The organism is Mesorhizobium sp. M8A.F.Ca.ET.202.01.1.1 (assembly GCF_004791595.1).
Classification (GTDB): Bacteria; Pseudomonadota; Alphaproteobacteria; order Rhizobiales; family Rhizobiaceae; genus Mesorhizobium.
Genome location: NZ_SRUN01000006.1, coordinates 197090 through 218221 on the forward strand (window position 1 = coordinate 197090; position 21132 = coordinate 218221).

Genomic DNA, 21132 nt, shown 5'->3' on the forward strand with positions numbered 1-21132 from the left:
GGCAGCGCCGACGATGTTTGACATGGTGCCCATGAAGAAGATTCTGATCCTCGGCGGCACAACAGAAGCGCGCCAATTGGCCGGAAAACTGGTGGAGGATTTCCTCGTCACGCTTTCTCTGGCCGGCCGCACGGAAAGCCCGGTTGCGCAGGGCGTGCCGGTGCGAAGCGGTGGATTCGGCGGCGCCGATGGACTGGCCGCATATCTCAGGGAGACCGGCACTGGTCTGCTGATCGACGCCACGCATCCCTATGCGGCGCGAATCTCCGCCAACGCGGCAATGGCCGCGCGCAAGACCGGCGTGCCGATCCTTGCCTTGCGGCGCCCGGGGTGGGAGGCCGTAGAAGGCGACCGCTGGCTTGAGATCGATAGCGTTGCTGGCGCCGCGCGGGCGCTTAGCGATGTGCCGCGCCGCGTATTTCTGGCGCTTGGCCGGCAGGAGGTCGCCGCCTTCGAGGCAGCACCCCAGCACCACTATCTCATCCGCAGCGTCGATCCGGTCGAGCCGAAGCTGGGTGTGCCCGACGCCGACTATCTGCTGGCGCGGGGCCCGTTTCACGAGAGGGAAGAACGCGCTTTGCTCGAAAAGCATCACATAGATGTCGTGGTGTCGAAGAACAGCGGTGGCGCGGCGACATACGGGAAGATTGCCGCGGCGCGAACGCTCGGCATCGAGGTGGTCATGGTGCGCAGGCCGGCCTTGCCGGAGGTGCCTTCGGCTGAAACCGTCGAAGCGCTGGCCGCCATGATCGATCATTTCGTCGAACCCGACGCCGAGCGCGGCGTGTAGACCAGCGCCGGCTTGTCGCCGCGCTTGATGATCCGGGTCTCCGGCGAGCCGATGATGATGCAGGTCGCCATGTCGGCCTTTTCAGCGTCGACGTCGGCCAGCAGATAGACCTCGATGCGCTCGTCTGGCCGGCCCGCGGCGCGGCCGAAGATCACCGGCGTCGTGCCGGGGAGGATGGCGGTCAGGCATTCGAAGGCGCGGCCAAGCTGCCAGGGACGCGCCTTGCTGATCGGGTTATAGAGCGCGATGACGAAGCCGGCGCCAGCCGCCGCCAGAAGACGCAGTTCGATCAAATCCCAAGGCTTCAGATTGTCGGACAGCGAAATGGCGCAGAAGTCGTGGCCGAGCGGCGCACCGATGCGGGCGGCGACCGCCAGCATGGCGGTGACGCCAGGCACCACGGCGACATCGACCGCACGCCATTCGGCCGGACCGGCCTCGATCGCCTCGAAGACGGCGGCGGCCATGGCAAAGACGCCGGGATCGCCGCCGGACACCACGGCGACGTCGTGGCCTTCGGCTGCCTTGGTCAGCGCGTCCTTGGAACGGGCGAGCTCCTCGCGATTGTCGGAAGCGACGCGGGTCTGGTCGGGGCGCAGGTCAAGCCGGTCGAGATAAGGCTTGTAGCCGTAGAAGAATTTCGCCTCGGCGACAGCGCGGCTGGCTTGCGGCGTGACCTGGTCGGCATTGCCGGGGCCGAGGCCGATGACGGTGAGACGGCCGCTCATGTCTGCGCTCCAGTCGGGCGGCCGGACCAGCCGGCGACCAGCACGATTGCGAAGTAGGGCGCCTTGTCGTCCGCCTTGTCGGCAAGCCGCATCGAGACGCTGCCGGCCATGGTGCCGCGCTCGACATAGACGGCGCGCGTCAGCTTTCCGGTCGCTTCCAGCGCGCGCCTGATCTTGGGCAGGTTGCGGCCGACCTTCATGATCACGGCGGCATCGGTGTCGGCGAGGCGTCGGGTCAACTCGAACTCGCTCATCGTGCCGGGCAGCACGGTCAGCACGTCGTCACCCTGGACGATCGGCACGCCGGTCTGCGACCAGCAGCCGGACATGGCGGTGATGCCGGGAATGACTTCAGTCGGGAAACGATTGGCGAGACGGACGTGCAGGTGCATATAAGAGCCGTAGAACAGCGGGTCGCCTTCGGACAGCACGGCGACCATCCGGCCAGCATCGAGGTGCTCGGCGACCTTGTTGGCCGACTCCTCGTAGAAACCTGATATCTGCGAGCGGTAGTCGTCGTGATCCTTGTCGATCTCGGTGGTGACGGGATAGAGCAGCGGCAGTTCCAGCATGTCGGGCCGGAAGCGCGCCTCGACGATGGCGCGCGCATTGCTGTTGTTGCCGCGCTTGGCGAAATAGGCCACGACATCGGCCTCGGCCAAGGCTCGCGCGGCCTTCAGCGTCAGCAATTCGGGGTCGCCGGGACCGGTGCCGACACCGACGAGCCTGCCTTTGGAAATCGCGTTCACAGGCCGGGCCTCGCCAGTGAATTGAGCGCGGCGGCGGTCATGGCGCTGCCGCCGAGCCTGCCGCGCACGATGGCGTAGGGCACGCCATAGGAATTCTCGGCCAGCGCATCCTTGGATTCGGCGGCGCCGACAAAGCCGACTGGCATGCCGATGATGGCAGCTGGCTTCGGCGCGCCATCGCGCAGCTTCTCCAGGAGGTAGAAGAGCGCGGTCGGGGCATTGCCGATGGCGACAACCGAACCGGCCATGCGCTCGCCCCACAGGTCGATCGCGGCGGCCGAGCGGGTGTTGCCGATCTCCCTCGCGATGTCATGCGTGCGCGGGTCGCGCAAGGTGCAGATCACCTCATTGCCGGCCGGCAGCCGGGCGCGGGTGACGCCATGCGAGACCATCTCCGCGTCGCAGAAGATAGGCGCGCCCGCCGCCAGGGCTTTGCGGGCGGCGGTGACGAAATCGGGGGAGAAGACAAAATTCCTGGCGGCTTCGACCTGGCCGCAGGCATGGATCATGCGGATGGCGACATCGGCCTCGGCCTCCGAGAAGCGCGAGAGATCGGCCTCGGCGCGGATGATGGCGAAGGAGCGCTCGTAGATCGCCGTGCCGTCGTGGATGTAGTCGTAGGCGGCCATGCTCATTTCCGTTGGTAAGGTTGGGCCCGTTGGTAAGTTTCGGCGATGCCGGCCGTGCCCAGCCTTGTCAGGCAAGCGGCGGCGGTCTCGCCCTGATATCGAGCGCCGCGGATCACCGCGGCGACGCGGCCGATGCCGCGCGCGGCGTCATAGCCCGGCCTGTAGCCGGCAGGAAGAGCCTTTGCCGTCGCGTTCACGACAAGTCCGGCTCCGTTTTCGCCGCCGACCAAAGTCAGCGCCGCCGGGCCGGGATGCGCGCAGCCCTTGGCGCAGCCGGAAATGTGCAGGGTGAGGGAGGGATCGAGGATGTCGGCGTTTTCGGTGGCGATCGTCTCGGCGATATCGCGGGTGGCGATGCGGCCGGACGCGCAGGCCGGCGTACCCGGGCAAGCGGCGATGCGCGTACGCGGGTCGGCGGCTGAGGTGACGAAGCCGAGGGTGGCGGCTGTGTCTTGCAGGGGCTGGTTGGCGGTCGCCGGCTGGCCGAGGAAAAGCAAGGCGCGGCCTGGGGCGAGGCGGATTTCGGTGGTGCCGAGGGCGAGGGCGCTTTTTGCGAGGGCGATGATTTTGTCCGCTGGGATGCTGCCATAGGGCAGGCCGATGCCGAGGGCGAAAGTTTCACCGGCCAAGGGGAAAAGCCCGATAGGTTTGCGCGAGGCGCCCCCCTCTGTCCTGCCGGACATCTCCCCCTCAAGGGGGGAGATTGCGCTGTCACCGATGGTTTCGCCAATCTCCGGTGTTGTTGAAAAGCCAGCGTCGAAGCCGTTGATCTCCCCCCTAGAGGGGGAGATGTCCGGCAGGACAGAGGGGGGCGCCGTAGAGTGCCAGCTTGCGAGAGACTCCAATTGCCGCCCCGACAAATCCCGCGTGTGTGCGTCCCGGCCTTTCTCGGCAACCATCCGCAGCGCCGCGACAGCAATGTCGCGTGCCGCATCCTCATCCGCCACGGTGAGCCGCTTGGCGGTCCGCCCGTCACCCGCGACGGATACAAGCCAACGGCTGGCTGTATCGGCTCGCACCGCCCTCAGCCGCACTTCGGCCGTTACCGCATCCAGCGTCAGTTGTCCGCCACCGTCAACGATCACCGAAACCTTCGGTCCCAGCCGCTGCGTCAACCCGGCTTCCTCGACGGCCACGCGAATCTCTTCCGCCATCGGCCGGGGATCAGCGATCTCCTGCGGGTCAATGCCTGCCAGCGGGCCGGTCTCGACCGGCACCCCGGTGCGCACCGCGATTCCCAATGCATCCACCTCCGCCGCCAGCAACGCAGCGCTGTCCGCCGTGAGGCCGCGTATCTGCAGGCTGCCGCGCGCGGTGACTTCCATGATGCCGTTGCCGTGCCGCAAGGCGGATTCGGCGATCCCGATCAAGAGCTTCGGCGACAACCCTCCGGAGGATGGACCTCCGGCGACCGGGTTCAGGCGCACCAGCAGGCCGTCGCCTGTCTGCATCGGCGCGGACAGAGCGGGGCAGGCGCCACGGCGCGAGAAGGCGTTCATGCCGCGACCCCGGGCGCGTTGGCTTCCGCAATCAGCGCGGCGAGATCGTCGTCGATGGAATTGCGCAAAGGATGCCAGAGGCCGCGGCGGCGCGCCGACAGGAAGCGCTCGGCGATGACTTTGGCGGCGGCGGGATTTTCGCGCAGGATGAAGGCGCGAACGTCCGGATCGCCGAGATAGGCATCGTGCACGGCCTCGATCAGCGCGCCCGAAATGGCATGCGTCGTTTCGGCGAAGCCGACCAGCCGATCGACCGTTTCGGCGAATTCGGAGGCGCCACGCGGGCCGTGCCGCATCTGGCCTGAGATGAAGCGTGCGTTGACGGCGCGGGCACGCACCACGCGCGACACGGCCTCGCCGACCGATCGCGGTTTCGGTTTTTGCGGGTCCGTGGTGTCGAGCACGATGACGTCGGCGTTCCTGCCGAGTGCGGCCAAGGCGGCCGAAAAGCCGCCGATGAAGGCGACGTCGGCGGAACCTTCGAGGATGTCGCGACCGGGGTCGTCGCCGGTGTGGACCAGAAGATCGGCTTCGGCGATGCGGCCTTCAAACGCTCCGGGCGCCGAGACGCCTTCGCCGCCGGCGCCGCCATAGGCATGCGAGGTGGCGTCGAGATAGGCGCGGCCGATCTCTTCGCGTGCGCTCCAGTCGCCTCTCGACAACAGATCCTCGACGCCGGCGCCGTAAGTGCCGGGCGATGTGCCGAAGATGCGCGGGCTGATCTTGCCATCGGCGCGGGTCTTGGCGGCGAGCGGGTTTTCCGAATCGTCCTCGTCGCGCGCGGAAACGGCGTTGGCGGCGGCGTCGATCAGGGCGATCTGGGTCGGGAACATGTCGCGGAACAGGCCTGATATGCGCCAGGTGACGTCGACGCGCGGACGGCCGAGCATAGCTGGCGGCAGCACCTCGATGCCGGTGATGCGGCCGGTGGCAGTGTCCCATTGCGGCCGGCAGCCCATCAGCGCCAGGCCCTGCGCGATCTCCTCGCCGCCGGTGCGCAGCGAGGCCGAGCCCCAGAGGTCGATAACCAGGGAACGCGGCCAGTCGCCATGCGACTGCAGGTAGCCGCGCACCACTTCCTCCGCCGCCGCCTTGCCCAGGTCGTAGGCGGTCGGCGTCGGCATGGTGCGCGGGTCCGAGGTGAACAGGTTGCGGCCAGTGGGCAGCACGTCGGAGCGGCCCCGTGCGGGCGCGCCAGCCGGGCCGGCCTTGACGTGACAGCCATCGAGCGCGGCGAACAGCGCCGACTTCTCGGCTGCCGCGCTTTGGCGGCGCATGGCATCCGGCTCGCCCTCGGGCGCGCGGCCGTAGATATGCAGCCCGTCCTTGATAGCGAAGTCCTTGAGATCGCAGAGCCAGGCGTCGATGCGGCGCAGCGCTTCGTCGGGCGCATCGGTTTTGGCGACGCCGGCTTCGGAGGCAAGGCCGGTCTTTTGCGCGGTTTCGACAATCAGCCTGGCGAGACGGTCGCGGCGGCGGCGGTCGAGGCCATCGGCCTGGGCGTATTCATCGACCAGGCGTTCGAGCTTGTGCTGGTGCTCGTCGAGACCTGCACCGGCGAGCGGCGGCGGCAGATGGCCAAGGGTGACGGCGGCGATGCGCCGTTTGGCCTGCGCCGCCTCGCCTGGGTTGGAGACGATGAAGGGATAGATGACGGGCAGGGATCCGGTCACGATCTCGGGGAAGCAGTTTTCCGAAAGCGCGACGGTCTTGCCGGGCAGCCATTCCAGCGTGCCGTGGGCGCCGACATGGATGAGCGCATGGACGCCGAGCGATTTGCGCAGCCAGAGGCCGAAGGCGATCAAGGCATGGCGTGGCGGCAGTGTCGGGTCGTGATAGTCGGCGCGGCGATCGGCGGAACGGCCACGATCGGGGGCGAGTGCCACGGTGATGTTGCCGAAGGTTGCGGCACGGAAGGGGAAGTTTGTCGAGGCTGGCGCTTGAGCGCCCCCCTCTGTCCTGCCGGACATCTCCCCCACGAGGGGGGAGATTGGCAACTTCGGCGCCCGTTCTTTAACCTTCGAGATTGGCGAAAGCGGAGATGCGGGCACAATCTCCCCCCGTGTGGGGGAGATGTCCGGCAGGACAGAGGGGGGCGCCTCGCGCAAACCTGTCTCCTGATCTGCTCTGCCCCACGCGGCGTCTACCGCGGCAATTGCGGATGTCGGAAGCTCAATAGAAAAGGCACGATAGTCGTCGAACCCCAGCCCGCTGTCGCCCCGCTCCAACAAATCCAGCAATTCACGCGGTGTTTGCGGAATCCCGTCAACGGCATAGCCCTGTTCGCTCAAGTCGTGCAGCATCACCAGCACACTGGACGGCACATCCAGCCCGACCGCATAGCCGGTGCGGCCAGGACCGCTGGGATAGTCGGGAATCAGGATCGCCAATTTGCGCTCTGCGCGCGATGTCTCCCGCAGGCGGATGAAGGCCGCAACGCGCTTAACCACCTGCGTCACACGATCAGGTTCCGGCCGGTTGGCCAACGCACGATGGCCAAGCGCCGGATCGACATCGCTCTCGTCCTTGAAGGAAATGGCGCCGGCGAGGATGCGGCCATCGAGTTCGGGCAGCACGACATGCATGGCAAGGTCGGCCGGCGCCAGGCCGCGCTGGTTGTTTTCCCAGATGTCGCGACGCGTGGTGGCGACGATGACCTGGAAAACCGGCACGCCGGCGCGGTCGAACAGGGTTTCGACACCGGGTTCGGCACCCGAAGCGAAGGCGGTCGCGGTGATGATGGCGGCGGGTTTCAGCGATGCGATGGCATTTTCGACGAACGCCAGGGACACAGGATCCTGGAGGCTGGAAACGAAGATCGGGACCGCTGCCAGTCCCTGGGAGCGCAAGGCCTCGGCCAGCGCATCGATCGGGGCAACGTCGGCCGCGAGCAGCATCGAGCGGTAGAAGAGGATAGGGACGATGGGAGCACCGACATCTGAAAGGTCCGGCTCCTCCGCGACCCCCAATCCAGACTGATAGTAACCGGCCTTCGGCACGCTGACCGGACTGGCGACGGACGTATCCTGTCCAGCCAGGCCTGCCAGCCTCCGAACCAGCGCGCTCATATTGGCCGGGCCGCCCTCTCGGAAATAGCCAAGCAGGCCGTCGAGTTCGGCGCGTGGCAGCGTCGAGGCTTCGATCAGCCTGAGATCCTCGTCATGGCTTTCACCCGGAAGCAGCGCCAGTTTGATGCCGCGCTCACGGGCAATCACCGCCAGCTGGTCGCAGCCATAGCGCCACCAGTCGTTGCCGCCGAGGATGCGCACCAGGATGACCTTGGCATGGCGGGCGACGCTGTCGATCCAGAGGTCGACGGACATGGGATGGCGCAGATCGCGCAGTGCCGCAAGCCGCATGGAGGGCAGGCGGTCGGCGTCCGCCTTCCACGCCGCCGCCAGTCCGGCGAGATCGCTGTCGGTGAAGGACAAGGCCACGATATCCGCCGGCGTCTGCCTGAGATCGACAGGCTCGGCGAGGTCGTCAAGCGAAGCGGAGGTCGTGGTGAGGATGTGCATCGCGGTCCGTGTCTGAAATCAGCCGGCGAGGATACCTTCGATCGCCGGACGGTTCAGCCCCTTGAGACCAATGACGACCAGGCGCGAGCGGCGGTCGTCCTCGGCGCTCCAGGCACGGTCATAGTAATGATTGACGCGTGGGCCGACGGCCTGCAGCAGGAGCCGCATCGGCTTGCCGCCGACCTCGACGAAGCCTTTTACACGCAGCACGTTTTCGTGTTCGGCGGCCTCTGCGACACGTTTTGCCAGATCGTCGGGATTGGCAATCGAGGGAATGTCGACGATGAATGTGTCGAAGTCGTCATGCTCGTGGTCGAATGCGCCGTCGTGATGGGACTTGCGGTTCTCGATGTCGTCCTCGACGGCAAGACCAAGCCCGAGCAGCACCGAGGGATCGACCTTGCCATGCGACGTCGGCACGATCTTCACCGCGCGGGCGGAGTGTTCGTTGACGATGGCGTTGGCGCGGGCCGAGCCCTCGGCGTCCATCAGGTCGCTCTTCGACAGGATGATCAGGTCGGCGCAGGCGATCTGGTCCTCGAACACCTCTTCGACCGGATCGTCATGGTCGAGGCTTTCGTCCCCGGCGCGTTGCGCCTGCAGGGCTTCCATGTCGTTGGCGACGCGGCCTTCCGCAAGTGCGGGACCGTCGACCACGGCGATGACGCCATCGACGGTGACGCGGCTTTTCACCGTCGGCCACTGGAACGCCTGGACCAGAGGTTTGGGGAGGGCGAGACCGGAGGTTTCGATCAGGATGTGGTCGACCTTCGGCGTCAGCGACAGGATCTGGTCGAGCGCTGGCACGAAATCGTCGGCGACGGTGCAGCAGATGCAGCCATTGGCCAGTTCGACGATGTTTTCCTCGGGGCAGGTGTCGATACCGCAGCCCTTGAGGATTTCGCCGTCGATGCCGATATCGCCGAATTCGTTGACGATGATGGCAATCCGCTTGCCGCCGGCATTTTCCAGGAGATGGCGGACCAGCGTCGTCTTGCCGGCGCCGAGGAAGCCGGTAACGACGGTGCAGGGAACGCGGGAGAGATTGCCGGCCGAATTTGGAGCGGTCATATCAAGTCCTTCAGCATGTCGAGAGGAGGGATGCGGGCAACGAGGCCGCGCTTGAGGCTATCGGGCCGGCCGCGCCAGGGAATGAGGCCGTCGGTCGAGGTGGCGAAGAGTTTCGCGCCGGCGACGAGATCGGCGCCGCTGGTTGTGGTCAGGTCGCCGAACACATAGCTCCAGCATCCGTCGCGCAGGATCGCGGCGCTCAGCCTGCGCTTGCAATTGCCGAGGCATTCGACCGTGCGGATGCGAATTTGCTCGCCCGAGGCGGCTTGGCGGGTATCTTCAGCCAAAAGTTCGCCGGCCCGGGGATGGGCGTCGGAACCGGTCTCGTCGCGACAGGAGGCGCAGACGATGACAGTGATGCCGGCCAGGGAATCATCCCCGCCGGACGAAATGTCCGTTGTTTCAGCCGAGAAACTGCTGTCGCGATCCAAATCAGGCTCCTTGCCCGGAAAACCCGCCGGGCGATCGGATTCTTGCATTCCAGACGGCAGGTCTCCTGGCTCGCGGGTCATCGCCTTGGGTAGCCGCCTTCCCGGGACAATCCCAGTGGCTTTCGGCCTTGGCTCTTCGCTTACAGTTGCGGGGACAGCCGCGGATTTGGGCTTTTCGGCCCGCACCGCATTCCCTCTTGGCTCCTCCCTTTGCCGAGAGGAGACCGTCTGGATCGGATTTAGGCTCTTGCGGGCAGCGGTGTCAACGCGAGCTTACGACACCGCGATGTCGGACAGCGCCGGGCCGAGGTCGCCGGCAGGCGTCACTTCGATGCGTTCAAGCCCAAGCCAGCCCTGCATCTGCTTCAATTCCTCGAAAAGTTCAGCGGCGGTTTCAGGCGGCGCGCCGGGCTCGGCATAGGCGGCATGGACGCGCAGGACACTGGCCGGCCGGTCGGCTTTGAGGTCGACGCGCGCCACGATCTTGTCGCCAAGCAGGAAGGGCAGGACATAGTAGCCGTATTGGCGCTTCTCGGCCGGGGTGTAGATTTCGATGCGATAGTGAAAATCGAACAGCCGCTCCGAGCGCGAGCGCGCGAAGACGACGGGATCGAACGGCGCCAGCAGGGCGCGGGCCTCGATCTTGCGTGGCAAACGCGCATCCCTATGAAGGTAAGCTGGCTTGTCCCACCCCTCGACACGGACCGGCAACAACTCGCCGAGTTCGACCAGTTCCTCGAGCCGGCCTTTCATGTCGGCGGGGGAGAGCCGGAAATAGTCGCGCAGGTCGCCTGATGTGGCGATGCCGTGGGCGCGGGCGGAAATGCGCAGCAATTCGCGATGTGCATCCTCGGCCGCCGGTACCGGCAGGTCGAGGATCGCTTGCGGCAGCACCCGCTCCGGCAGGTCATAGAAGCGCTCGAAACCGCGCCGGTGCGCCGTGGTGATGCGGCCGGCCCAGAACAGCCATTCGAAGGCGTGCTTGGCGCGGCTCCAACCCCACCAGCCGCCGGAGCCTTTCTGGCCTTCCAGCGCCGAAGCGGCGATCGGGCCACGATCGACGACCTGGCGGTAGATCTCTTCTATATAGGCAGCGTGCTCACGGCCCCATTTGGCCAGCCCCAGATACATTTCATCGCCTTGCTCGGCGCGCTGCATGCGCCAGCGCATCAGCGGGTACGTCTCGACCGGCAGGAATGAGGCCTCGTGTGCCCAATATTCGAACACCGTGCGCTTGCGCGTCACGGCGGCGTTGTCGAGCAAGGCGACGGGATAGGGACCCAGACGCGAATAGAGCGGCATATAGTGGGCACGCACCACCGCACTGACGGAATCGATCTGCAGCAGGCCGGTGCGGGACAGAACGCGGGCGAAATGGCGGCGGTCGGGCATGCCGGCGGGGCGGGGATCGAGAAATCCCTGAGCGGCGAGCGCGATGCGCCGGGCGGCGGCTAGCGAGATCTTTTCCTTCATGCAGGCGTCACTCTGAGGGTGCTTTGACAAAGATGTGATGGGTGATTCCAGCCCATGCTAGCAGGGTTTTGGCGGCAACCCTGTCAGGAGAGAAAAGTGGAGTAAAAAGAGAAGGAAATCAAACAGGAGCCTATGAGACCAGTTTCTCCCGGAATGCCGTCCAGCTCGTTGTTTTGAACAAGGTTTGACTTGCTTCGCTGGAAGTGCTGCGCTAACCCTCGCCGCGTTGCAGCATAGGCTCCTTAAAACGGTTCAGCGGTTAAACTGTCACGCTTCCGCATTAAGGTCCGGTGCTGTAATCAACGTGGATTGGCGCCAACGGAAAGCCGCTGCATGAACGCACTCCTCAGTTCGTACCTGCCCATCGTCCTGTTCATCGGCGTGGCGCTGGTGGTCGGCCTGGCGCTGCTGGTCGCACCGTTCCTGGTGGCCTACCGCAACCCCGATCCCGAAAAGCTGTCCGCCTACGAGTGCGGTTTCAACTCGTTCGACGATGCCCGCATGAAGTTCGACATTCGTTTCTACCTGGTGTCGATCCTGTTCATCATCTTCGACCTCGAAGTGGCCTTCCTGTTTCCCTGGGCAGTGTCCTTCTCGAAGATCGGCATGCTCGGCTTCTGGTCGATGATGGTGTTTTTGGCGGTGCTGACCATCGGCTTTGCCTATGAATGGAAAAAAGGAGCGCTGGAATGGGATTGAACGACAGTTCAGGCACCCTCGTCGCGCCAAAGCCCAAGGGCATCATCGATCCCAACACCGGCAGGCCGGTGGGGGAGGACGATCCCTTCTTCCTCGAAATCAACAATGAGCTTGCAGACAAGGGTTTTCTGGTCACCTCGACCGAGGCGCTGATCACCTGGGCGCGCAGCGGCTCGCTGATGTTCATGACCTTCGGTTTGGCGTGCTGCGCGGTCGAGATGATCCACACCTCGATGCCGCGTTACGATTCGGAGCGCTTCGGTGTCGCGCCGCGCGCGTCTCCGCGCCAGTCCGACATCATGATCGTGGCCGGCACGCTGACCAACAAGATGGCGCCGGCGCTGCGCAAGGTCTACGACCAGATGCCGGAGCCGCGCTACGTCATCTCGATGGGCTCCTGCGCCAATGGCGGCGGCTATTACCACTATTCCTATTCGGTGGTGCGCGGCTGCGACCGGGTCGTGCCGGTCGACATCTATGTGCCCGGCTGCCCGCCGAGCGCCGAAGCCCTGCTCTACGGCATTCTTCTCCTGCAGAAGAAGATCCGCCGCACCGGCACGATCGAACGGTAAATCCATGGCCGCATCCCTTAGCGAACTGTCGACCTATCTCGGCGAGAAGCTGCCTGGCCGCTTCAGCGACGCTGTGCTCGCTTATGGCGAGCTTACCGTTCACGTCGAGCCGCAAAACCTGATCGAGGTAATGACCTTCCTGCGCGACGATGCGCGCTGCCAGTTCATTTCGATCATCGATGTCTGCGGCGCCGACTATCCGTCGCGGGCCAAGCGCTTCGACGTCGTCTATCACCTGCTTTCGCCGAAGCAGAATGTCCGCATCCGCATCAAGGTGCAGGCCGACGAGGAGACGATGGTGCCGTCGGTCACCGGCGTCTATCCCGGCGCCGACTGGTTCGAGCGGGAGACCTACGATCTCTATGGCGTGCTGTTCTCGGGCCATCCGGACCTGCGCCGCCTGCTGACCGATTACGGGTTCGAAGGCCATCCGCTGCGCAAGGATTTCCCGCTGACCGGTTTCGTCGAAGTGCGCTACGACGACGAAGCCAAGCGCGTCATCTACGAGCCGGTCGAGCTCAAGCAGGAATTCCGCAATTTTGATTTTCTTTCCCCTTGGGAAGGCACCGATTACGTGCTGCCCGGGGACGAAAAAGCCAAGACGAATTGAGGCGCCAGAATGGCTGAAACCTCCGTCCGCAATTTCAACATCAACTTTGGACCTCAACACCCTGCGGCGCATGGTGTATTGAGGTTGGTCCTTGAGCTCGACGGTGAAGTCGTCGATCGCGTCGATCCGCATATCGGCCTGCTGCATCGCGGCACGGAGAAGCTGATCGAGGCCAAGACCTATCTGCAGGCGGTGCCTTATCTCGACCGGCTCGACTATTGCGCGCCGATGAACCAGGAACATGCCTTCGCGCTTGCCGCCGAGCGCCTGCTCGGCATCGAGGTGCCGAGGCGCGGCCAACTGATCCGCGTGCTCTATTGCGAGATCGGCCGCATCATGTCGCACATCCTCAATGTGACGACGCAGGCGATGGACGTCGGTGCGCTGACACCGCCGCTGTGGGGCTTCGTCGAGCGCGAAAAGCTGATGGTGTTCTATGAGCGCGCTTCCGGTTCGCGCATGCATGCGGCCTACTTCCGGCCTGGCGGCGTCCACCAGGACCTGCCGCGGCAGCTGGTCGAGGACATCGGCAAATGGATCGACCCGTTCCTGAAATCGCTCGACGATCTCGACAAGCTGCTCACCGGCAACCGCATCTTCAAGCAGCGCAATGTCGATATCGGCATCGTTTCGCTGGCCGATGCCTGGGCCTGGGGCTTTTCGGGCGTCATGGTGCGCGGCTCGGGCTCGCCGTGGGATCTGCGCAAGTCGCAGCCCTATGAATGCTATTCCGAGATGGATTTCGACATCCCGATCGGCAAGAATGGCGACTGCTTCGACCGTTATCTCGTGCGTATGGAAGAAATGCGCCAGTCGGCGCGGATCATGCGCCAGTGCGTCGATCTTCTGCTCGGCAAGGAAAGCACCGGTCCGGTGTCGAACCTCGACGGCAAGGTGGTGCCGCCGAAGCGCCAGGCGATGAAGCGTTCGATGGAAGCGCTGATCCACCACTTCAAGCTCTACACCGAGGGCTATCGCGTGCCGGCCGGCGAGGTCTATGCGGCCGTCGAGGCGCCGAAGGGCGAGTTCGGCGTCTATCTCGTCTCCGACGGCACCAACAAGCCGTACCGCTGCAAGCTGCGCGCCCCCGGTTTCGCGCATCTGCAAGCCATGGATTTCCTGTGCCGCGGCCACATGCTGGCCGACGTCACCGCCGTTCTTGGCTCCCTCGACATCGTGTTTGGTGAGGTCGATCGCTAAATGTCAGTCCGCCGTCTCGCAGAAGCCAGCGTCCAGCCAGCGTCCTTCGCCTTCAACAAGGCGAATGCGGCGGCGGCCAAGCAGTGGATCAAGAAATATCCGAAGGGGCGCGAACAGTCGGCGATCATCCCGCTTCTGATGATAGCGCAGGAGCAGGAAGGCTGGGTCACCAAGGCGGCGATCGAGACGATCTCGGACATGCTCGGCATGCCCCGTATCCGCGGGCTCGAGGTCGCGACCTTCTACACGCAGTACCAGCTCAATCCGGTCGGTACCCGCGCGCACATCCAGGTTTGCGGCACCACGCCCTGCATGCTGCGCGGTTCGGAAGCGCTGATGGATGTGTGCCGCTCGAAAATCCATCACGACCAGTTCCACACCAACGACAAGGGCACCTTGTCGTGGGAGGAGGTCGAGTGCCTCGGCGCCTGCGTCAACGCACCGATGGTCATGGTGTTCAAGGATACGTTCGAGGATCTGACGCCTGAACGGTTGGCCGAAATCATCGATCTCTATGATGCCGGCAAGGGCGCCTCGGTGGCGCCGGGACCGCAGAACGGCCGCAGCGGCTCGGAGCCAGCCTCCGGCCTCACCACGCTGAAGAGCGAAAAGGCGATCCTCAAATCGACCCGCGACCGCGAAGCCCGGGAAGCAGCCAAGGCCGCCAAGGCAGCGCCCGGCGCGATCATCGCGACGGCCGTGCCGGCCCCCGCGGCTGTAGCTCCCACGCCCCCTGTCGCGCCGTCCAATGCCAGCAAGCCGAAAACCGATGCGCCCGAGACCAGCCCGGCGCTGAAGACGCCTTCAAAGACCAAGGTGGCGCCGGCGGCGGAAAAGGCGGCGAGCGTTTCGGCGCCGCTGCATTCGGCGGCCAACGCGAATACGACAGCGCCTGAGGTCGAGAAGGTTTCCAAGCAGCGCAATGGGCCGACGGCCAAGGCCGAACCGGCATCGGCCTTCAAGGCGCCGGAAGCCAAGGTGCCAGCCGCGAAGCCGGCAAAGCCGTCGCTGGAGGACAAGAACCGCCCGGCCGGTATCGACAGGCCGGCCGCGGTCGACGATCTCAAGCTGATCTCCGGCGTCGGCCCGAAGATCGAGGGCATCCTGCATACGCTTGGCGTCTTCACCTTCGCGCAAGTCGCGTCGTGGAAGAAGGCCGAGCGCGAATGGGTCGATGGCTATCTCTCCTTCCAGGGCCGCATCGACCGCGACAACTGGGTTGCCCAAGCCAAGGCGCTCGCCAAGGGCGGCGTCGCCGAATACATCCGCGTCTTCGGCAAGAAGCCGGTCTGAGGGACGAAAAATGCTTCAGGACAAAGACCGCATCTTCACCAACATCTACGGCCTCTTCGACAAGTCGCTGGCCGGCGCCATGGCACGCGGCGCCTGGGACAACACGCCCGGCATCATCGCCAAGGGGCGTGAGTGGATCGTCAACGAGATGAAGGCGTCGGGCCTGCGCGGCCGTGGTGGCGCCGGCTTCCCGACGGGCCTCAAATGGTCGTTCATGCCCAAGCAGAGCGACGGCCGGCCGAGCTATCTCGTCATCAACGCCGACGAGTCCGAGCCCGGTACCTGCAAGGACCGCGACATCCTGCGCAACGATCCGCACACGCTGGTCGAGGGCGCGTTTCTGGCCGGCTTCGCCATGGGCGCGATTGCCGCCTATATCTATGTGCGCGGCGAGTTCATCCGCGAGCGCGAGGCGCTGCAGCGGGCGATCGAAGAGGCCTACGAGGCCAAGCTGATCGGCAAGAACAACACGTCGGGCTACGATTTCGAAATCTACATGCATCACGGCGCCGGCGCCTATATCTGCGGCGAGGAAACCGCGCTGCTCGAAAGCCTCGAAGGCAAGAAGGGCCAGCCCCGGCTGAAGCCGCCATTCCCGGCCAATGTCGGCCTCTATGGCTGCCCGACCACGGTCAACAATGTCGAATCGATCGCGGTGGCGCCGACCATCCTGCGCCGCGGAGCCGCGTGGTTCTCGTCCTTCGGCCGGCCCAACAATGTCGGCACCAAGCTGTTCTGCGTTTCCGGCCACGTCAACAATCCGTGCACCGTCGAAGAGGCGATGTCGATCCCGTTCCGCGAGCTGATCGAGACGCATTGCGGCGGCATCCGCGGCGGCTGGGACAATCTGCTTGCGGTCATTCCGGGCGGCGCCTCGGTGCCGCTGGTGCCGGCCGAGCAGATCATCGACACGCCGATGGATTTCGACGCGCTGCGCGACCTCAAATCCGGCCTCGGCACGGCGGCCGTCATCGTCATGGACAAGTCGACCGATGTCGTGAAGGCGATCGCGCGGTTGTCCTACTTCTACAAGCACGAGAGCTGCGGTCAGTGCACGCCATGCCGCGAGGGCACAGGCTGGATGTGGCGGGTGATGGAGCGGCTAGTGCGCGGCGAGGCGCAGAAGCGCGAGATCGACATGCTGCTCGACGTCACCAAGCAGGTCGAGGGCCACACGATCTGTGCGCTGGGCGATGCCGCGGCCTGGCCGATCCAGGGCCTGATGCGGCATTTCCGTGGCGAGGTGGAGCGGCGCATCGACGAGTTTTCGCGCAACGCGCACCGGGCCGAACCGGTGATGGTGGCGGCGGAATAAAAAGAAACTTTTGAACTCGGGAAGAAAACAGGGCGGGGCGGACGAAGAAACGACCAGGAGAACTCTATGGCGCCGTATTCGACACCCTACTCATTGATGCCCAATTTGGACCAGATCGAGAAGATGAACCAGGACCTGACCAGGATGATGCCGAAGGAGATGGCCAGCGCCGTCAACCTTTTCGCGCATCCTGTCGCGGGTGCGGTGGCGATGTCGGCGCTTGGCATGGGGCTCGCCAATCATGCCTTCGGCGTCTGGATGGGAGCGCTTTCGGGAGCCGCCGAGGCGTCACATCGGCTCATGCAGCCGTTGATCGAGGATTTCGAGGCACGCGTCGAGCAATTCGAGGGCGCGAATTCGTCGTCCGCCAGGGCGCGGGCGACGGCGAAGACCATGATTGCCGAGGCGCAGTCCTTCGCCCAGGAGGTCACCGATATCGCAGCCAGGGAAGCCGCTGTCATCGTGCCGACCGCGAATGCCGCTCCGGCAGCGGGTGAGGCCTCCGATGTGCTGCTGCCGGAAGATTTCAGGCAGCCCAAGGCCATGGAGAAGCCGGCGAAACCGTCCGACCTCAAGGCGATATCGGGCGTCGGTCCGAAGCTGGAAAAGGTGCTGAACGGCCTGGGTATCTGGACCTACGCCCAGATCGCCGCATGGTCGCCGCAGGAGATCGCCTGGGTCGACGATTATCTCTCGTTCAACGGCCGTATCGGCCGTGACGACTGGACTGCCCAGGCCGCGGCGTTGGCCGCCAAGAAGTAAACGAAATGTCGGGCGCTGCTCCTGCCGCGCCCGGGAAATGAGATTGCGGGAAATCCGCAGGGGTTTGAGACGAATGGCAAAGCTCAAGGTCGACGGGAAAGAAATCACTGTACCCGACCACTACACGCTGCTGCAGGCGGCGGAAGACGCGGGCGCGGAAGTGCCGCGCTTCTGCTTCCATGAGCGGCTGTCGATCGCCGGCAACTGCCGCATGTGCCTGATCGAGGTGAAGGGCGGGCCGCCCAAGCCGCAGGCCTCCTGCGCCATGGGCGTGCGCGACCTGCGCCCCGGTCCGAACGGCGAGCCGCCGGAAATCTTCACCAACACGCCGATGGTCAAGAAGGCCCGGGAAGGCGTGATGGAATTCCTGCTGATCAACCACCCGCTGGATTGCCCGATCTGCGATCAGGGCGGCGAGTGCGACCTGCAGGACCAGGCGATGGCTTTCGGCGTCGATTCCTCGCGCTATCACGAGAACAAGCGCGCGGTCGAAGACAAGTATATCGGCCCGCTGGTCAAGACGGTGATGAACCGCTGCATCCATTGCACGCGCTGCGTCCGCTTCACCACCGAGGTCGCCGGCATTTCCGAACTCGGCCTGATCGGCCGTGGCGAGGATGCCGAGATCACCACCTATCTCGAACAGGCAATGACCTCGGAGCTGCAGGGCAATGTCATCGATCTCTGTCCGGTCGGCGCGCTGACCTCCAAGCCCTTCGCCTTCCAGGCGCGGCCGTGGGAGCTGACCAAGACCGAATCCATCGACGTCATGGACGCCGTCGGCTCGGCGATCCGCGTCGATAGCCGTGGCCGGGAAGTGATGCGCATCCTGCCGCGCGTCAACGAGGCCGTGAACGAGGAATGGATTTCCGACAAGACCCGCTTCATCTGGGACGGCCTGCGCACGCAGCGCCTCGACCGCCCCTATGTGCGCAAGGACGGCAAGCTGGTTCCGGCGAGCTGGGCCGAAGCCTTCGCATCTATCAAGGACGCGGTGTCGAAGACGACGCCTGAGAAGATCGGCGCGATCGCAGGCGATCTCGCGGCGGTCGAGGAAATCTTTGCGTTGAAGCTCCTGATGGCTTCGCTCGGTTCGAAGAACACCGATTGCCGCCAGGACGGCGCCGCGCTCGATCCGGCGCTCGGACGCGCCAGCTATATCTTCAACCCGACCATCGAAGGCATCGAGCAGGCCGACGCGGTGCTGATCATCGGAGCCAATCCGCGCTTCGAGGCCTCTGTGCTCAATGCCCGCATCCGCAAGCGCTGGCGCCTCGGCAATCTGCCGGTCGGCGTCATCGGCGATGTCGGCGACACGCGCTATGACTACGAACAACTGGGCGCCGGGCCGGACTCGCTCAAGGATCTGGCGGACGGCAACGGCAAGTTCTTCCAGACGCTGAAGAAGGCGACGCATCCCCTGATCATCGTCGGCCAGGGCGCGCTGGCGCGCGCCGACGGTGCGGCCGTGCTCGGCCAGGCGGCCAGGCTCGCCGCTGCCGTGAATGCTGCTCGCGCCGACTGGAACGGCTTTGCCGTGCTGCACAATGCGGCGGCGCGCGTCGGCGGCCTCGACCTCGGCTTCGTGCCGGGCGAGGGTGGCAAGAACGTTGCCGGCATGCTGGGCGAGACGGATGTGTTGTTCCTGCTCGGTGCCGACGAGATCGACATGAGCAAGACCGGCGGCGCCTTTGTCGTCTATGTCGGCACGCATGGCGACGCAGGCGCGCACCGCGCCAACGTCATCCTGCCGGCGGCGGCCTATACCGAAAAGTCCGGCACCTACGTCAACACAGAGGGACGTGTGCAGCAGACCAACCGCGCCGGCTTCGCACCGGGAGATGCGCGCGAGGATTGGGCCATATTGCGGGCGCTGTCCGACGTGCTGGGCAAGAAACTGCCGTTCGACTCGCTGCCGCAGCTGCGCGCCAAGCTCTATGGCGAATACCCGCATCTGGCCCGCATCGACCAGGTCGCTGTCGGCAATGCCGAGGATATCGCCAGCGTGGCGAAGCTCGGCGGGCGGCTGAACAAGGGCGCCTTCACCTCGCCGGTCAAGGATTTCTATCTGACCAACCCGATCGCGCGGGCATCGGCCGTGATGGCGGAATGCTCGGCACTGGCCAAGAGCGGCTTCAAGCAGGCGGCGGAATAAGCATGGACACCTTCTTCTCCTTCTACGTGCTGCCGGCGCTGCTGATCCTTCTGAAGTCGGTCGTGCTGATCGTCGTGCTGCTGATCTTCGTCGCCTATATCCTCTACGCCGACCGCAAGATCTGGGCGGCCGTGCAGCTTCGCCGGGGCCCGAACGTCGTCGGCCCCTGGGGCACGCTGCAGGCCTTCGCCGACCTGTTGAAGTTTGTCTTCAAGGAACCGGTCATCCCGTCCGGCGCCAACAAGGGCGTCTTCCTGCTGGCGCCGCTGGTCTCGGCCGTGCTGGCGATCTCGGCCTGGGCGGTCATTCCGGTCAGCCAAGGCTGGGCGATCGCCAACGTCAATGTCGGCATCCTGTATGTCTTCGCCATCTCCTCGCTGGAGGTTTATGGCGTGATCATGGGCGGCTGGGCGTCCAACTCGAAATATCCGTTCCTCGGCGCGCTGCGTTCGGCCGCGCAGATGGTATCCTATGAAGTCTCGATCGGCTTCGTCATCGTCACCGTGCTGCTCACCGCCGGCTCGCTCAACCTCAGCGATATCGTGCTGTCGCAGCATGACGGAATTGGCACACGGCTCGGCCTGCCCAACACGTTCCTCGACTGGAACTGGCTGGCCCTGTTCCCGATGTTCATCATCTTCTTCATCTCGGCGCTGGCCGAGACGAACCGGCCACCCTTCGATCTGGTCGAAGCCGAATCGGAACTGGTCGCCGGCCACATGGTCGAATATTCGTCGACGCCGTTCTTGCTGTTCTTCCTCGGCGAGTATGTCGCGATCGTCTTGATGTGCGCGCTGGCCACCATCCTGTTCCTCGGCGGCTGGCTGCCGCCCTTCGACTTCGCGCCCTTCATCTGGGTGCCCGGCGTCATCTGGTTCGTGCTGAAGGTCTGCTTCGTGTTCTTCGGCATCTCCATGGTGAAGGCCTTCGTGCCGCGCTACCGCTACGACCAACTGATGCGGCTGGGCTGGAAAGTGTTCCTGCCGATCTCGCTGTTCATGGTCGTCGCCACCGCGGCCTTCCTCAAGATCACGGGGTTTGCGTGATGTCCGCTTTGTCCCAGGCCGCAAAATCGCTGCTGCTGCAGGATTTCGTCAGCGCTTTCTTCCTGTCGATGCGCCAGTTCTTCGCGCCGAAGGAGACGATCAACTATCCGCACGAGAAGGGGCCGGTCAGCCCGCGCTTCCGGGGCGAGCACGCGCTGCGCCGCTATCCCAATGGCGAGGAGCGCTGCATCGCCTGTAAATTGTGCGAGGCGATCTGCCCGGCGCAGGCCATCACCATCGAAGCCGGCCCGCGCCGCAATGACGGCACGCGCCGCACGGTGCGTTACGACATCGACATGGTGAAGTGCATCTATTGCGGCTTCTGTCAGGAAGCCTGCCCGGTCGACGCCATCGTCGAGGGGCCGAATTTCGAGTTCGCGACTGAGACGCGCGAGGAACTCTACTACGACAAGGACAGGCTGCTGGCGAATGGCGACCGGTGGGAGCGCGAACTGGCGCGCAACATCTCGCTGGACTCGCCCTATCGCTGATATTTGACGCATGGACGGGGCGAAGGGCCTCGTCTAGAGGATGATCCCGAAAAGTTGCAGACTTTTTGGACAAGATCATCCTCCGGAAGACAAAAGTGTCG

18 protein-coding genes, 1 pseudogene and 1 riboswitch are annotated in these 21132 nt (G+C 64.9%); of the genes and pseudogenes, 11 read left to right on the top strand and 8 right to left on the bottom strand.

What is annotated here, in order from left to right; translation table 11 throughout:
- Positions 1 to 31 precede the first annotated feature (31 nt).
- Positions 32 to 790, top strand: a complete 759-nt coding sequence (locus EN845_RS15705) for a cobalt-precorrin-6A reductase (protein WP_127871596.1) — start codon at positions 32 to 34, stop codon at positions 788 to 790.
- Here the strand turns inward: EN845_RS15705 and EN845_RS15710 are convergent.
- From EN845_RS15710 to EN845_RS15745, 8 genes and pseudogenes are all read right to left on the bottom strand, one after another.
- On the bottom strand, positions 754 to 1518 hold the full coding sequence (locus tag EN845_RS15710) for a precorrin-3B C(17)-methyltransferase (protein WP_127871595.1): 765 nt from the start codon (positions 1516 to 1518) through the stop codon (positions 754 to 756). The two genes, EN845_RS15705 and EN845_RS15710, sit on opposite strands and share 37 nt — an antisense overlap.
- Complete coding sequence (locus tag EN845_RS15715) at positions 1515 to 2267, bottom strand: precorrin-2 C(20)-methyltransferase (RefSeq protein WP_127871594.1); 753 nt, start codon at positions 2265 to 2267, stop codon at positions 1515 to 1517. The genes EN845_RS15710 and EN845_RS15715 overlap by 4 nt, the downstream gene beginning before the upstream one ends.
- A complete protein-coding gene (locus EN845_RS15720; RefSeq protein WP_127871593.1) occupies positions 2264 to 2896 on the bottom strand; it encodes a precorrin-8X methylmutase in 633 nt (210 codons plus the stop codon). The genes EN845_RS15715 and EN845_RS15720 overlap by 4 nt, the downstream gene beginning before the upstream one ends.
- A gap of 5 nt (positions 2897 to 2901) precedes the next feature.
- Positions 2902 to 4395: pseudogene (cobG, locus tag EN845_RS15725) on the bottom strand (precorrin-3B synthase); the annotation flags it as partial.
- Positions 4392 to 7913, bottom strand: a complete 3522-nt coding sequence (locus EN845_RS15730) for a cobaltochelatase subunit CobN (RefSeq protein ID WP_127871591.1) — start codon at positions 7911 to 7913, stop codon at positions 4392 to 4394. The pseudogene cobG and the gene EN845_RS15730, both read right to left, overlap by 4 nt.
- A gap of 18 nt (positions 7914 to 7931) precedes the next feature.
- Positions 7932 to 8984 carry a cobalamin biosynthesis protein CobW gene (cobW, locus tag EN845_RS15735; protein WP_127871590.1) on the bottom strand — a complete coding sequence of 351 codons (1053 nt, stop codon included), beginning with the start codon at positions 8982 to 8984 and terminating at the stop codon, positions 7932 to 7934.
- Complete coding sequence (locus EN845_RS15740) at positions 8981 to 9415, bottom strand: DUF1636 family protein (protein WP_127871589.1); 435 nt, start codon at positions 9413 to 9415, stop codon at positions 8981 to 8983. The genes cobW and EN845_RS15740 overlap by 4 nt, the downstream gene beginning before the upstream one ends.
- 37 nt (positions 9416 to 9452) lie before the next feature.
- A riboswitch (cobalamin riboswitch) is annotated at positions 9453 to 9659 on the bottom strand.
- 29 nt (positions 9660 to 9688) lie between these two features.
- Positions 9689 to 10888 carry a winged helix-turn-helix domain-containing protein gene (locus tag EN845_RS15745; RefSeq protein ID WP_127871588.1) on the bottom strand — a complete coding sequence of 400 codons (1200 nt, stop codon included), beginning with the start codon at positions 10886 to 10888 and terminating at the stop codon, positions 9689 to 9691.
- A 333-nt stretch (positions 10889 to 11221) separates the two neighbouring features.
- Between EN845_RS15745 and EN845_RS15750 the strand changes: the two genes are divergently transcribed.
- The 10 genes from EN845_RS15750 to nuoI all read left to right on the top strand — a co-directional run bounded on the left by EN845_RS15750 (position 11222) and on the right by nuoI (position 21031).
- Positions 11222 to 11587, top strand: coding sequence for an NADH-quinone oxidoreductase subunit A (locus EN845_RS15750; RefSeq protein ID WP_006335683.1), 366 nt, complete (start codon positions 11222 to 11224; stop codon positions 11585 to 11587).
- Positions 11578 to 12159 carry an NADH-quinone oxidoreductase subunit B gene (locus EN845_RS15755; RefSeq protein ID WP_015317338.1) on the top strand — a complete coding sequence of 194 codons (582 nt, stop codon included), beginning with the start codon at positions 11578 to 11580 and terminating at the stop codon, positions 12157 to 12159. The genes EN845_RS15750 and EN845_RS15755 overlap by 10 nt, the downstream gene beginning before the upstream one ends.
- A gap of 4 nt (positions 12160 to 12163) precedes the next feature.
- On the top strand, positions 12164 to 12769 hold the full coding sequence (locus EN845_RS15760; protein WP_127871587.1) for an NADH-quinone oxidoreductase subunit C: 606 nt from the start codon (positions 12164 to 12166) through the stop codon (positions 12767 to 12769).
- A 9-nt stretch (positions 12770 to 12778) separates the two neighbouring features.
- The gene (locus tag EN845_RS15765; RefSeq protein ID WP_127871586.1) at positions 12779 to 13969 is read left to right on the top strand and encodes an NADH-quinone oxidoreductase subunit D; all 1191 of its coding nucleotides are present in this window, start codon (positions 12779 to 12781) and stop codon (positions 13967 to 13969) included.
- A complete protein-coding gene (locus tag EN845_RS15770; RefSeq protein WP_127871585.1) occupies positions 13970 to 15262 on the top strand; it encodes an NADH-quinone oxidoreductase subunit E in 1293 nt (430 codons plus the stop codon).
- A 10-nt stretch (positions 15263 to 15272) separates the two neighbouring features.
- Positions 15273 to 16577, top strand: a complete 1305-nt coding sequence (gene nuoF / locus EN845_RS15775; protein WP_127871584.1) for an NADH-quinone oxidoreductase subunit NuoF — start codon at positions 15273 to 15275, stop codon at positions 16575 to 16577.
- Between the two features lie 66 nt (positions 16578 to 16643).
- Positions 16644 to 17339, top strand: coding sequence for an NADH-ubiquinone dehydrogenase (locus EN845_RS15780; RefSeq protein WP_127871583.1), 696 nt, complete (start codon positions 16644 to 16646; stop codon positions 17337 to 17339).
- A 73-nt stretch (positions 17340 to 17412) separates the two neighbouring features.
- Positions 17413 to 19494, top strand: a complete 2082-nt coding sequence (nuoG, locus tag EN845_RS15785; RefSeq protein ID WP_127871582.1) for an NADH-quinone oxidoreductase subunit NuoG — start codon at positions 17413 to 17415, stop codon at positions 19492 to 19494.
- A 2-nt stretch (positions 19495 to 19496) separates the two neighbouring features.
- Positions 19497 to 20540 (top strand): NADH-quinone oxidoreductase subunit NuoH, encoded by a 1044-nt coding sequence (gene nuoH, locus EN845_RS15790; protein WP_127871581.1) that lies wholly within the window; start codon positions 19497 to 19499, stop codon positions 20538 to 20540.
- A complete protein-coding gene (nuoI, locus tag EN845_RS15795; RefSeq protein ID WP_023763316.1) occupies positions 20540 to 21031 on the top strand; it encodes an NADH-quinone oxidoreductase subunit NuoI in 492 nt (163 codons plus the stop codon). The genes nuoH and nuoI overlap by 1 nt, the downstream gene beginning before the upstream one ends.
- The last annotated feature ends 101 nt before the right edge of the window (positions 21032 to 21132 follow it).